At 33.1% G+C, this 14,520-nt stretch carries 12 protein-coding genes; 5 read left to right on the top strand and 7 right to left on the bottom strand.

Features of this window, described 5'->3' with window-relative positions; genetic code table 11:
• Window positions 1–335, top strand: a 335-nt coding sequence (locus Z053_RS29370; protein ID WP_035096901.1) for an outer membrane beta-barrel protein, incomplete at its 5' end; no start/stop codon positions are given.
• 50 nt (window positions 336–385) lie between these two features.
• Here the strand turns inward: Z053_RS29370 and Z053_RS0125910 are convergent.
• A complete protein-coding gene (locus tag Z053_RS0125910; protein WP_081748342.1) occupies window positions 386–1,000 on the bottom strand; it encodes a DUF1684 domain-containing protein in 615 nt (204 codons plus the stop codon).
• A 134-nt stretch (window positions 1,001–1,134) separates the two neighbouring features.
• On the opposite strand from Z053_RS0125910, the gene Z053_RS0125905 reads away from it, so the two are divergent.
• Both Z053_RS0125905 and Z053_RS0125900 read left to right on the top strand, forming a co-directional pair.
• Window positions 1,135–2,349, top strand: coding sequence for an MFS transporter (locus Z053_RS0125905; RefSeq protein ID WP_025667866.1), 1,215 nt, complete (start codon window positions 1,135–1,137; stop codon window positions 2,347–2,349).
• A gap of 25 nt (window positions 2,350–2,374) precedes the next feature.
• A complete protein-coding gene (locus Z053_RS0125900) occupies window positions 2,375–3,130 on the top strand; it encodes a DJ-1/PfpI family protein (protein WP_035096899.1) in 756 nt (251 codons plus the stop codon).
• A gap of 299 nt (window positions 3,131–3,429) precedes the next feature.
• Here the strand turns inward: Z053_RS0125900 and Z053_RS0125895 are convergent, their stop codons facing one another.
• The 3 genes from Z053_RS0125895 to Z053_RS0125885 form a co-directional block, all read right to left on the bottom strand.
• The gene (locus Z053_RS0125895) at window positions 3,430–4,851 is read right to left on the bottom strand and encodes a hypothetical protein (protein WP_152538400.1); all 1,422 of its coding nucleotides are present in this window, start codon (window positions 4,849–4,851) and stop codon (window positions 3,430–3,432) included.
• Window positions 4,852–4,906: 55 nt separating this feature from the next.
• Window positions 4,907–5,440 (bottom strand): RNA polymerase sigma factor SigZ, encoded by a 534-nt coding sequence (gene sigZ / locus Z053_RS0125890; RefSeq protein WP_025667863.1) that lies wholly within the window; start codon window positions 5,438–5,440, stop codon window positions 4,907–4,909.
• A gap of 391 nt (window positions 5,441–5,831) precedes the next feature.
• Window positions 5,832–6,296, bottom strand: coding sequence for an Lrp/AsnC family transcriptional regulator (locus tag Z053_RS0125885; protein ID WP_025667862.1), 465 nt, complete (start codon window positions 6,294–6,296; stop codon window positions 5,832–5,834).
• A gap of 250 nt (window positions 6,297–6,546) precedes the next feature.
• Here Z053_RS0125885 and Z053_RS0125880 point away from each other — a divergent pair, with 250 nt between their 5' ends.
• Window positions 6,547–6,930, top strand: coding sequence for a hypothetical protein (locus tag Z053_RS0125880; protein WP_025667861.1), 384 nt, complete (start codon window positions 6,547–6,549; stop codon window positions 6,928–6,930).
• 41 nt (window positions 6,931–6,971) lie between these two features.
• Here the strand turns inward: Z053_RS0125880 and Z053_RS0125875 are convergent, their stop codons facing one another.
• From Z053_RS0125875 to Z053_RS0125865, 3 genes are all read right to left on the bottom strand, one after another.
• Entirely contained in the window at window positions 6,972–8,519 is a 1,548-nt protein-coding gene (locus Z053_RS0125875; RefSeq protein WP_035096897.1) for an alanine/glycine:cation symporter family protein, read from the bottom strand.
• 93 nt (window positions 8,520–8,612) lie between these two features.
• Window positions 8,613–9,731, bottom strand: coding sequence for a hypothetical protein (locus Z053_RS0125870; protein WP_025667859.1), 1,119 nt, complete (start codon window positions 9,729–9,731; stop codon window positions 8,613–8,615).
• A gap of 198 nt (window positions 9,732–9,929) precedes the next feature.
• On the bottom strand, window positions 9,930–13,364 hold the full coding sequence (locus Z053_RS0125865; RefSeq protein ID WP_025667858.1) for a methylmalonyl-CoA mutase family protein: 3,435 nt from the start codon (window positions 13,362–13,364) through the stop codon (window positions 9,930–9,932).
• A gap of 283 nt (window positions 13,365–13,647) precedes the next feature.
• Between Z053_RS0125865 and purU the strand changes: the two genes are divergently transcribed.
• The gene (gene purU / locus Z053_RS0125860) at window positions 13,648–14,502 is read left to right on the top strand and encodes a formyltetrahydrofolate deformylase (RefSeq protein WP_025667857.1); all 855 of its coding nucleotides are present in this window, start codon (window positions 13,648–13,650) and stop codon (window positions 14,500–14,502) included.
• The last annotated feature ends 18 nt before the right edge of the window (window positions 14,503–14,520 follow it).

The following is a 14,520-nucleotide window of genomic DNA, read 5'->3' as shown; positions in this document are numbered from 1 at the left end:
TATCTACAGAACCACAAGAAAACGGAGATGCCTCTGGGTTTTACGGAGTAGCACTATATCCTCAATACAAAACATCTGAAAAATTCGCTATAGGAATAAGAGGAGAATATTTCTCGGTTTATAATGGCGGATTAACAGATGTAATTGGACTAGACACACAAGGTGATGGAGATGTTATTACAGCTACCCTTACAGGAAATTATACGATTGGAGAGTTAACGCTTAAACCAGAATTAAGAATCGATACTACTTCTGAAGATTTCTTTTTAGATAATGATAGAGAAGCTACAAAAAGTCTTTCTTCTTTTGTACTAGGAGCAGTATACAAATTTTAATATATCTATTTTATAAAGTAAAAGCGTTCTGAGTGATCAGAACGCTTTTTTTATTTATTCTCTGGATATTTCTTATATGCCTTAACACCAACAGGAATTTTCACATCGAGATGATTTGCTTCTGGAGGTATTGGACAAGAATACCTATCGTTATACGCACAATATGGATTATACGAAGTATTAAAATCAATAATAATATAGTCTCCTTCAGGGATTTTTAGATCTATAAAACGTCCTCCTGCATAACTTGATTCTCCATTAGTTAAGTCTGTAAAAGGGAGAAATAAATAATCTTCAAATTCTGGCTGAGTTTTTAATCCTTGATTTTGATATACTTGTAATACATACGATTTTTTCTGTAGTTTAAAATGAACCTCTCCATATTTGACATATATAGGCTCTCTCCCTGTTGTGGTTTTCATCACAAAAGGTGTTTCATATGGTGTACGAACGAATTTTGCTCGGATACAAAAAGAAGTATCAATTTCAAAAAAATCAACCGTTTTAAAACGTTCTAAATCTTTTGGGGTTAATGGTGAAGTTTCTTCAGAAGCAAAATCTTTGTTAAGTTCTTCTTGAAAAGACAATATTCTTTCTATTGCTATAGAATCCTGAGCAACTAAATTTCCAATAAAAAACACAAATAAAATTGATATCCTAAACACTTCCCCTTTGTTTTTTTGCAAAAGTACAATTTACAATTAGTTAACTAATTAATTTTAATAAAATTATGCTTAAATAATAGATAAAAAACTACTTTTATCTATTAATTGGAAGTCTAATACAAATCACAAATACATTGCTAAAACTTTTACTTCATTATTTCAACTCTTTTTCTGGGCTATCAAAAGAGGTGTGGTGGTTAGCTCTGATCACTCTAATCAATAGAGCTGGGGCAATGGTCATCCCCTTTTTATCACTATACTTAACCGATGACTTAAATTTTTCGTTACAGCAAGTAGGTTGGATTATGACCAGTTATGGATTAGGTTCTTTTTTAGGTGCCTGGTTAGGAGGCAAACTAAGTGATCAAATTGGTTACTATAAGGTTATACTTATTTCTTTGTTATTAACGGGTGTCTCATTTATAACTATTCAATATTTTACTAGTTTCTGGAGTATTTGCGTCGGTTTCTTTGTACTAATTGCAATTGCAGATATGGCTAGACCTGCTTTTTTTGTAGCATTAAGTGCCTATAGCAAACCAGAAAACAAAACCAGATCATTAACTTTTATTCGACTTGCAATTAACCTAGGCTTCTCTGCCGGCCCTGCAATTGGTGGACTAATCATAGCATCTATAGGATATTATGGTTTATTTTGGGTAGACGGGATTACTTGTATTATAGCCGGATTAGTGATGATACAAACGTTACATCCCAAAAAAGCAAAAATACAAGACAAAGAAGTTGTTGTCGAAAATCCGGTAAGCGCTCATAAGGATGGTGTTTATGTCTTGTTTTTAATAGCATTGGCTTTATTTGGATTTATATTTGTTCAGTATTTTTCTACAATTCCATTATATTATAAAGAAATACACCAACTATCAGAACAAAAAATCGGATTATTACTTGCTTTAAATGGTGCTTTGATATTTTTCTTTGAAATGCCATTAATAGCATATCTGGAAAAGACAAAATTATCTAAAATAGGGAATGTTATTGGCGGATTTGTCCTAACAGGCATAAGCTTTCTACTGTTATTAGTTACTCCGTGGGCAGGAGTTTTGGTTATCGGAATGATTATCGCCACACTTGGGGAGATGGTCGCATTTCCATTTGGAAATGCTTTTGCTCTAGACAGATCAAAAAAAGGAAAACAGGGAGCCTACATGGGATTGTATAGCATGTCTTTTTCTTTAGCTCATATTTTTGGTCATAATTCTGGGATGCAATTCATAAATAATTTTGGATTTGAAAACACCTGGGTTTTTATGGCCCTGATTGCTACTTTAGGAACATTTTTATTATATATCGTAAAACGAAAACTTAATCAGGAAAAAGTACCTGGTTAACCAATTTTTTATAAAACCTATACCAATGAAAAATTTCTTTTTTACCTTTTGTATTATACTAATTTATAGTTGTACCCAAGTACAGCAAGAGAAACAACCTGATACTATAAAAACAGAAGCAATAGAAGAGAAAAAGAGCTTTCCTAAATTAGAGCCTAATCGATATAATGTTGCTTTCCTTATTATGGATGGCACCTATAATACGGAATTTACGGCACCGTTTGATATTTTTCAACACACTCAATATCGTAAAAACATAAAACAAATGAATGTTTTTACTGTTGCAAATACAGACTACCCAATAACTACATTTGAAGGTGTAAAAATTATACCTGATTATAATTATGTAAAAGATTCTTTGCCTCAAATAGATATTTTGGTAGTTCCTAGTGCCGAGCATCATTTAGACACCGACTTAGATGATAAAGTGATGATTGATTTTGTAAAACAAGTTGATAAAACTGCTTTATTTATGACCTCGCATTGTGATGGAGCATTTGTTCTTGCTAAAGCCGGAGTTCTTGATAATGTAGTATCTACTACTTTTCCTAGTGATATAGATCAAATGCGAAGTACATTTCCTAATCTGGATATTAGAAAAGAAGTTTTATTTGTGCATGACAAAAAGTACATAACTTCTGCCGGAGGCGCCAAAAGTTTTGAAGCTGCGTTATATTTATGTGAACACTTATATGGTGAAGAAATTGCAAGGTCACTTGCAAAAGGATTAGTCATTGATTGGAACCTGAAAAAGGTACCTCATCTGGTAATCAATAAATAAAAATAATAAAAGCGACCTTATTCAGATCGCTTTCAGTATTTAGGGTAAATTACGTACTCTCTTTAGCTTCAAGATTCGGGGTCTTTAGACTAATGTCCTCACACTTAATTTATCCCTGATGTATTCCAAACTAATATTTTAAATCCGTATCGTCATACAGTTTAAAATGTTAATTCTGGACGACACATCAAGTATTTTTTACTATTGTAAATATAATGTAAAAAAATCATATACACCAAAAAAATGACGACAAAAAACATATAAATTCGATGAAATACACAAAATTTTATGATTTCAATTTATTTTGAAAAGAAGTATTTAGAATTTCCGAGGTGTTTTTTTATTAATTTATTATACTTTTCAGACATTTTTAAGGCCAATGTCCCTTCTATGGTGTACAATGCGTTTAGATCTTTATATCCGTTTTTCAACATTTGCTCTAAATAAAACAAAGCTGTTTCATTATCTTGATCCTGAGCGCTTAATGAAATCACTTTTCGATACGATTCGAAATCTTTTTTATCGACTAGTGTACTTAATATATTAAGGAATAAATTTTCCTCCAGATTTTCTTCTTCTTTAAGAAGTTGGTTTTTATAACTATCAACCAGATACTTCACATACCCTTTCATTCTATAGGCCATATAACGAGCAAGTTTTTCTTTACCCAAAATCAAGGTATCTAATTCTGACATTTGATACTTCCACCATCCTAGATTTTCAAATTCTTTTACTTCAATATCTTCTTCCATAGAAAGTAAATATACTTCTCTAAGAAAATTTTCCTTGTTCAGGTATTTTGTTTCCAGTCGTTTCTGTTGCTTATACTCTTTGGTTTTTCTAATTTCTTTCTGTTTTTCTTTTAGATCGTTAGTATTAAAAAAGGTTCCATATTTGAGTCGTATACCTTTTACTTCATCAAACGCATTTAAAAACTTACCTTGATCCAGATATAATTCTACTTCTTTCATTTCTTTCTGAAATAAGTTCTTAACCCAAATAGAGTCTTTAGGCATCCTTCCTTTATTCATTGCCTGTAATGTAAAATCAGAAAGTGCTTTTTTAATCTGTTTATTGAGCAATAATCCAGAATCTTTTTCATAAACATAAACATCGGCAGGAACTGCTCTGCTTTTTAAGTACTTTTTAATATTGAAAAAATCCTGGTACTTATGATTATCAATACTTACAATACCCCGATAAGAAAAGCTCTTTTTGATCCTTATCCTCGAATCATAGAAATATGTATCCTCTATTGCAATTACTCCAAACACCTCATTAGGGTATAAAGCAGCTAGTAAACTCGCTAGTTTTGCATCTTCTTGTACTCCTGCGATATAAATTCTTCCTTTTTGAATCGGAAAAAGAGAAAAAACATGACTCATAAAATCTGATACATATTCTACTTTCTTTTGTGCTTCTTGCTCTTCTAGGAAATTACTAATCGCAACAATATACCCATGTTCTTCGGCTGCTTCTCTATATAAGTGTGCAGTTTTCCCTGTATTTCCCGAACTATCAAACCCCAGTAATAGGGGCCAACTTTTATTTAAATCAAAAGATTTGGGTAAATAAATACTAAAATGATTACCTGTCGAAGGAATAATCAAAGAATCTATAACAACTCCCTTTTTGAGTGTAAGTGTATTTTGCCCATAACTTATTAAACTTAGGCAAAGTATAACAAAAAAGAGGTACTTTTTGGTAAACAATATTGACACAACGCAATGATTTTATAACTAAATGACACAAAAAATATACCACTTAATAGCGTTTTTATCTACATATTTTACAATTTTCTTTCTCTTTGGTCTCTCCTACTAATTTTCCTTTGTCATCAAGTTTATAATCACAACAATCCATATACCCTTGTATGATCATTTTTCGGGCACGTTGTATTTGTGATTTAACGGTCGATAAGGGGATCCCTAATTGCTCTGCAATTTGTTTTTGCTTAAAACCTTTTACATCAGAAAGAAGTAATGGTTTTCGGTATTTTTCTGGCAGCCTGTTTATTAACTCTGGGAGACAATCTTTTTCAGAATGGTCAGTAGTCTCTTCATATATTTGTTCTTTTACAAAATCTGTAGTCTGTTTATTTTCTTTTAAATAATCATATACTGTATTTCTTGCAATTGTAAACAACCAGGATTTGATTTTAGAATGATCTCTAAGTTTATTTTTATTACTGTGTACTTTTATAAAAGTCTCTTGTATCAAATCATCTACAATTTGATCATTTTTCACTTTACTTTTTATAAATAGTCTAATGTTTTCATGATAGGTTTTCCAAAGATTCGAAGTTTCCATAAATCAAAACAGAAATACCCCTATTTCTACTAAAAACAGAAATAGGGAAGTTATTGTTAACAGCTACATCCTGTACATTCGCATCCTATACAGGAGCAGTTAGAACATTGCCCCTCTACGCAACTTGAACATGTACAGGTACATTCTTTATTTTTCATAACGCTATTGTTTTACTATGATTATATATCTATAGGACTAAAACAGATACAAAAAGATGCATAATTATCTCATAAATTTAATGAAATCTGATTTAGCATCATAAAAAAACGTCTGAAAGCATTCAGACGTTTTTCATCTTTTCCCTGTACTCTCTTTAGTTCCCCAAACTAATGTCCTCACACAAGATAAAGATTGCTCTTTATATACATATAATCAAATCTCATGCCATAAATTAGGCATCTAGTTCTCCAAATTCGACATGACTGGTAATTGGATTATTTTCTATAAGATTAGACAGTATAATATGTGTTTTAACTTCTCCATAAGTGATCAACCTATCTATAAATTCTTGTAAATGTATTTGATCTCTTAACACTACTTCCATAACTATATTTTCGTTACCTGTGATTCGATAACAATTCATGACTTCCTTAAATTCTGATACCTTTATCAAAAACGGTTTTAATCTTCCCATAAATGCTCGTAGTGTAATTATTGCTTTTAATTGATACCCTGTTTTGGTATATGAGACATCGGCAATATACCCTTTTAAAATCCCATAATCTTCCATCTTTTTTATCCTTTCGGCAACTGCAGGAGAACTCAAACCTACTTTTCGTCCTATTTCTGTATTAGATAGTCGTGCATTTTGTTGTAAACACTTCAAAATATCCCAGTTTATAGCATCTATTTTCATTACAATATTTTTCAGTTTTTTAGTGATTATATAAAATATGTATAAGCTCTCTTTTTCTATCGATATCTAAACTTTTATACTATATATTATATACATCTACATCTACTAATTATTAATTCGGGTATAAAAATTTCACTTTTAAGAAAAAAGCAATAAAAGTCCTTAATTACTAATGTAAATTAATCATTTAACTTTAAATAATAAAGAAAAAATACTAAAAATAACATTATTTTTGATGTAACAAATTGATATGAGATTACAGCCCCGAAATAAAAGGTTATACAAGAAGGCTCTCGAGATATTTACACTCTCTCGAAGTATTTCAAATTATCTTGTTCATGATTTAGCTCCATTACAAAATAATGGGAGTGAGCATCCTCATATTTATTTTACTGGTGACATCATAAGACAATCAGATGCACTGGCTCCCAAAATAATTAAAGCCGAAAATCAAACCTTTCAGGATGAGCGTATAAAACACGCTACTTCTCTGATACATATTACCAATAGGCTTTACAAAAATTGTGAACGTCTTGAACAATCTGAAAGTAACGGAAAAGAATTCTTAATTCTATTGCGCAAAGAGCTTAGAAAATTTAAACATCTGCAACGTTCCTGGATGATGAGTTTATAAAGTTTCCTCTTTATAGATTTTACTTTTTTCATTTTACAATATTATCTAATCCTTCTGGCAATACTCTTTTTGTAGCGTTTTAATTCGTCTTTCACTTTAGGACTTAATAAAAATAGCCCGATCATGTTGGGTACCATCATTGCAAAAATCATGGCGTCACTAAAATCTGTGACTGCATTTAGTGTAGCTGCAGCACCTACTACTGTAAAACAGCAAAAAATAGACTTATACAAGTATTCTGTACGTTTGCTTCTTCCAAAAAGATAGCTCCAGGCCTGGTATCCATAATATGACCATGAAATCATAGAAGAGAAAGCAAAAAGTAATACTGCAATCGTAAGGAGATACGGAAACCATGAAACACCACTCTCTAATGCAGATGCAGTAAGAAGAACTCCTTGTTCAAAATCAATTTCGGTACTTGTATCTACCTGCCCAGTTATAATTAACACCAAAGCAGTCATTGTACACACAACTACAGTATCGATAAAAGGCTCGAGCAATGCCACTAGTCCTTCGCTTGCAGGGAAACGTGTTTTTACCGCACTATGTGCTATTGAAGCACTACCAACTCCTGCTTCATTACTAAAAGCTCCTCGTCTAAACCCCTGAACCAATACTCCTACAAAGCCTCCCATCACTCCTTCAGGATGAAAAGCACCATCCCAAATTGCACTAAATGCAGCTGGAATAGCCGAACTATACAACACTAAAACTGTTAAGACTGCTGCAATATAAATCAATACCATAAAGGGTACAATCTTATCGGTTACACTTGCTATTTTTTTGATTCCGCCAATGATAACAACACCTACCAATATCGCCATGATAACTCCAAACACCCAACCTTGCCCATGCAACATTGAGTTATCCGAAATTATCACATGGTCAAACAATTTAAAGGCCTGATTTACCTGAAACATGTTACCACCACCAAACGATCCTCCTATACACATAATAGCAAAAATTATAGATAGTACCTTACCAAATTTGGCGTAGCCTTTTTCTCCTAACCCTTTAGTTAAATAATACATAGGACCTCCAAAAATTTTCCCTTCACTATCTACCTCCCGGTATTTAACTCCCAGGGTACATTCTACGAATTTTGAAGACATCCCTAACACCCCAATAATAATCATCCAGAGTGTTGCCCCGGCACCACCAATAGACAAGGCAATTGCAACACCAGCAATATTACCCAACCCAACTGTAGCCGAAACAGCTGTAGTTAATGCCTGAAAATGGCTAACTTCTCCTTTTACATCATCATCCTTATTTTTTTCTTCCATCGAAATGCTTTCAGTAGATAACTCATCTGTCTCTTCCTGATTCAAATTCTCTAAAGCATCGTATTTTCCTCGAACTACTTGTATTGCGGTATAAAAACTTCTTACATTAATAAATTTAAAATATAATGTAAAATATCCAGCTCCTAATAGCAATACTACAACTACCCAAGGAATCCCTACAGTGTCTGTAATAGGGATTTCGGCTAGAATTGCATCGACAAACCAACTGGTAGCATCACCAAAAACACGATTGATATTTTCATCTAAATTTTGTTCTGAAATAATACAAGGAAATAACATGGTAAAATTTTTAAAGCAAATTGCTCTAAAAACTGAAACCATAAAAGGTTAAGTAGTATTCAAAATTTACGACCAGAATGGTTAAGCATACGGTTACGTATCATCTTTTAGTGAAGTATACTGAAGAAAACTATTAGCTTTTGCAAAAGCAATCAATTGTTCTTTACCTCCCGCCCCACTTATGCTAAGCATCTTTTTTATTTGATGAATATGAGTCTGGAACCCATCTGTACTAATGTGCATTTCCTGAGCAATCTCGGTATAAGATTTATAGTTTCCATAATAGGCCAGATACCCTAAAACTTCTTTTTGTCTATCAGAAAGTTCTATTTTTGAAGTTGCTTTTATCGTTTTCAGGTTAGTTTTTAATGTTTTGATCGTATCTAAATGGCTCTCATTTGCTATTTGTAATTGTTCATTTTCTTTTTCAAGTTTTGCTTTTTGAATTTTTAGTTTTTGAGCCAGACTTTGCTGTTGTTCTTTTTCTGAAAGAAATTTCCAACTATATAAAAGAATAGAAAACAGAAGAATAAAAAGAAATTTGAACGAAATAGCCGTAATACTCCCCAATACTCCCCAGAATTGCTGATCGATAAATTGCAATACTCTATCCTGAGGTATCATACGATGAGAAACAGCAATTACAATTAGTACAAATAATGCAAAAGTAGGCAAATACATAAACCTCATTTGCCTTCCTACAAAAGCTTTATTAAGCTCATACAGCAACGAAATAGCTACCAAAATAGAAATAGGAATATCGATCAACCAAATAAAATTATTACTAATCTCGGGATTGCCATAGGAAGACGCGATAAAAACAAAAGTGATCATTCCTAAAACACCACAAAAGAGCCCGATAAATTCTCGAACACTAAAGCGTTGTACCAATCGCACTACAATACCTGGTTTTTGAGGATGTTCTATTGATGGAAGGGATAATAAAATAAACAACGAGTTTGCTAAAGAAACCAGTACACCAAAATAAATCAGAATTTTATTAGTCGAAGGCCATTGCAACCCTTCAACCATAATTAAGTTAACCAATGCCCCTATGCCCCAAACAAATATTGCCAGTCCAAACCATTTAATCCCATGAATAGCTTTTTTATCGGCTCCACGAAGTTTTTCTTTGCTAAAAATACGCTGAATCACTATTGCCGAAATAAGGCACACAATTGCAGTTACTGTATATTCTATGGTACTAAACACGGATTAGATATTTACTCATGTCTAAAGATATTGAAATTTTGATCATTATTAATCTTTCTTAGATAAACCCTAAATAAATCTGGTTTTAAATTGATTTAATTATATGCTATAAACAAGTAAACCTCACAAGTCTTATAGACTTGTGAGGTTTCATTAAAAAATTCTATTCTATGCTTCGCTCTTACGAGATAAGCAACTTTACATATTTCGTCTATACTGCCCTCCTACTTCAAATAATGCTGATGTAATCTGGCCTAAAGAACATTTTTTACACACCTCCATCAAAGCTTCAAAAATATTCTGGTTACTGATTGCTTTTTGTTGTAGGTTTTTTAGTAGTTCTGTTGTAGAATCAGCATTTCCTTTATGCAATTCGTTTAGCATTCTGATCTGATATTGCTTCTCTTCTTCTGTTGCACGAATTACCTCTCCTGGTGTTACCGTTGGCGACCCTTTAGAGCTTAAAAATGTATTCACTCCAATAATCGGAAACTTTCCATTATGTTTCAATGTTTCATAATACAGGCTTTCTTCTTGTATTTTACTACGTTGATACATGGTTTCCATCGCCCCGAGCACTCCTCCTCGTTCTGTAATTCTGTCAAACTCTTCTAATACCGCTTCTTCAACAAGATCTGTTAGTTCTTCTATAATAAAAGATCCTTGAATTGGGTTCTCGTTTTTAGCAAGCCCCAGTTCTTTATTGATAATCAATTGTATTGCCATTGCTCTACGCACAGATTCTTCTGTTGGTGTGGTAATGGCTTCATCATAAGCGTTGGTATGCAATGAATTACAATTATCATAGATCGCATATAACGCCTGAAGTGTTGTACGAATATCATTAAAGTCAATTTCCTGAGCATGTAATGACCGACCCGAAGTTTGAATATGATATTTCAACATCTGGGCTCTAGAATTCGCCCCGTATTTATCTTTTAAAGCTTTTGCCCATATTTTACGTGCGACACGGCCTATAACTGCATATTCTGGATCAATACCATTAGAGAAGAAAAAGGATAGGTTAGGTCCAAACTTATTAATATCCATTCCACGACTTAGGTAATATTCTACATAAGTAAAACCATTTGCCAATGTTAATGCTAACTGCGTAATTGGATTTGCTCCCGCTTCTGCTATATGATATCCAGAAATAGATACCGAATAAAAGTTACGTACTTGTTGATCAATAAAATATTCTTGCACATCTCCCATTAAACGCAATGCAAATTCTGTAGAGAAAATACAGGTATTTTGTGCCTGGTCTTCTTTTAGTATATCTGCTTGTACTGTACCACGAACAGTGTTTAGAGTCGTAGTTTTAATTTCATCATATACATTTGCAGGTAGTACCTGATCTCCTGTAACACCAAGAAGCATTAATCCTAATCCATCATTACCTTCGGGAAGTTCGCCTTGATATTCTGGACGTTCTACACCTTTTTTGGCATATATCTTTTTGATTTTTGATGCTACTTCGTTCTCAAGATTATTTTCTTTAATATATTTCTCACAGTTCTGATCGATTGCTGCATTCATAAAGAAACCTAATAACATTGGAGCAGGACCATTAATGGTCATACTCACCGAGGTCATGGCATGTGTTAAATCAAATCCAGAGTATAATTTCTTTGCATCGTCGAGACAGCAAATCGACACTCCTGCATTACCAATTTTACCATAGATATCAGGTCTTTGATCTGGATCGTTTCCATAAAGTGTTACCGAATCAAAGGCTGTAGAAAGTCGTTTGGCGGGCATTCCTAAACTCACATAGTGAAAACGTCTATTGGTACGTTCGGGGCCACCTTCTCCAGCAAACATACGTGTTGGATCTTCTCCGGTACGCTTAAAAGGATATAAACCCGAAGCATAAGGAAACTCGCCCGGTACATTTTCTTGTAAGCACCACTTCAAGATATCTCCCCAGGCTTCATATTTTGGCAAGGCCACTTTAGGGATTTGACTATGCGACAAAGATTCTGTATGGGTTTCTATTTTAATTTCTTTATCTCTTACCTTAAAAGAATAAATAGGGTCTTTATATTTTTTAACTTTAGCAGCCCACCCGGTAATAATCTCCCAATTATAAGGATCAAGATTAAGTTTTACTCTATCAAACTCTGCCAAGAGTAATTTCAAAAATGATGCATTATCCTCACTTTTCACATTCTGAAGATTCTCTTCATCAATTCCATTCTTAGACAAAGCAATAGAATCGACATTAGCAACGCTACAGATCGTTTTATAAATACCATATAATTTTTGTGCAACTTCTACTTGAGTATTTGCAATTTTATCATATGCTCTGTTATTTTCTGAGATTTCTGATAGATATCTGGTTCTACTTGGTGGAATAACAAATATCTTTTCTGACATTTCTTTAGAAATATGAAAATCAGATTTCAATTCTGCTCCTGTTTTCTCTACAATTTTATCCATAATTTCCTTGTAGAGTGTGTTCATTCCCGGGTCATTAAACTGCGAAGCAATAGTTCCGAATACTGGTAATTCATCTTGTGGAATATCCCACAATTGATGATTACGCATATATTGCTTTTTTACATCCCGCAATGCATCCAAAGAGCCTCTTTTATCAAACTTATTGATAGCTACCAGGTCTGCAAAATCCAGCATATCTATTTTCTCTAATTGTGTTGCAGCACCAAACTCTGGTGTCATTACATATAAAGAGGTATCGCTATGTTCTAAGATTTCGGTATCAGACTGACCGATTCCCGAAGTTTCGAGAATGATAAGATCAAATTCTGCTGCTTTAAGCACTTCTATAGCTTCTGCTACATACTTAGACAATGCCAGATTAGATTGTCGTGTAGCCAGAGACCGCATGTATACTCTTGGAGAATTAATAGCATTCATTCTAATTCTATCTCCAAGTAGTGCTCCTCCTGTTTTACGTTTAGAAGGGTCTACAGAAATTAATCCAATTGTTTTTTCAGGAAAATCAATCAAAAATCGGCGAACCAACTCATCTACTAATGATGATTTACCCGCACCACCCGTACCAGTAATACCAAGGACAGGTGTTTTAGATGTTTTATTTTTTATATGAATTTGATCTAAAGTATCCTTAGCGACTTCAGGAAAATTTTCTGCAGCAGAAATAACTCTAGCAATAGAACCGATTTCTTTTTCTGCCAGATGCTCTACTTCTCCATTAAGACGATCTCCTATAGGAAAATCTGCTCTCTTTACCAGGTCATTGATCATCCCTTGCAATCCTAATTCTCTTCCATCATCAGGAGAGTATATACGAGTAATCCCATAATCCATGAGTTCTTTGATCTCTTCGGGAAGGATTACTCCACCACCTCCGCCAAATATTTTAATATGAGTTGCTCCTTTTTCTTTTAGCAAATCATACATATATTTAAAATATTCGTTATGTCCTCCTTGATAAGAAGTCATCGCTATAGCATTAGCATCTTCTTGTATGGCACAATTCACAACCTCTTCTACACTGCGATCGTGGCCTAAGTGAATGACTTCTACTCCTGTAGACTGGATAATACGTCGCATAATATTAATAGCGGCATCGTGTCCATCAAATAATGAAGCTGCGGTAACTATTCTTACTTTATTCTTGGGTGTATACGGTGTTTTTTGTTCCATTGATAATAAAAAGTGGTTTTAATGCTGCCAATTTACGAAACATGCATCAAAAAGGATTATTTTTTTAGAATTATATAATTTATTTAACCTATCCAATGCTTTCATTATTTATAGTTCAAATTTAATATTAATTATTCTAGTTTTCTAAAAATCATACATTGATCAGAGCAATACAGTATAAATCCATAAGAAAATAAGGATAATTAATAAAACTTAAGAAAAAACAATTTCTAAAATCAGTTCAATAATAGTAAGTTTATGTCCTGAGAAAACACAAGTCATAATGAAAAAAACAACCCTATTAATTAATTGCCCCGACAGAAAAGGAATTATTGCTACCGTCACCAATTTCATTCTAGCCAAAAAAGGGAATACCATATATATAGAACAGCATGTAGATCGTGAACTAAAGGAGTTCTTTATGAGATTAGAATGTGAATTTGATGAAGACGAAGAAAAACTAGCACTATTTAAAGAGTCCTTTACTACACATGTTGCAGAAAATTATAATATGCACTGGGAAATGTATAATGCCGAAAAAAAGCCTCGAATGGCTCTTTTTGTTTCTAAATATAATCATTGCCTTTATGATATCCTGGGAAGATATGCTTCTGGAGAGTTAAAAGTACACATCCCTATTATTATAAGCAACCATGAAGACCTTAAGCCTATTGCTGATGCTTTTGATATCCCATTTAAATATATCCCGGTAACAAAAGATACCAAAAAACAGGCTGAAACACAGCAAATAGAGCTTCTAAAAGAATATAAAATTGATTTTATAGTTCTGGCGAGATATATGCAAATTATTTCTTCCGATTTTATAGATCAATTTCCTTATAAAATCATAAACATACACCGTTCTTTTTTACCAGCTTTTCCTGGAACAAAACCATATCATTCTGCTTATGAAAGAGGTGTAAAAATAATTGGTGCAACAAGTCATTATGTAACTCCAGATCCAGAAGGCGGGCCTATTATCGAGCAAGAGATTGCACGTGTATCCCACATTCATAATGCAGATGATTTTATGCTTAAAGGCCGAGATCTCGAAAAAATTGTATTATCGCGAGCCATTAAACATCATCTCGAAAGAAAATTGCTAGTTTATAATAATAAAACTGTTGTTTTTTCTTAAAGTAGAAACGTTATTAAA

It is taken from the genome of Aquimarina megaterium XH134, from assembly GCF_000520975.1.
GTDB lineage: Bacteria > Bacteroidota > Bacteroidia > Flavobacteriales > Flavobacteriaceae > Aquimarina > Aquimarina megaterium.
This window is presented reverse-complemented; position numbering and strand designations above follow the sequence as displayed.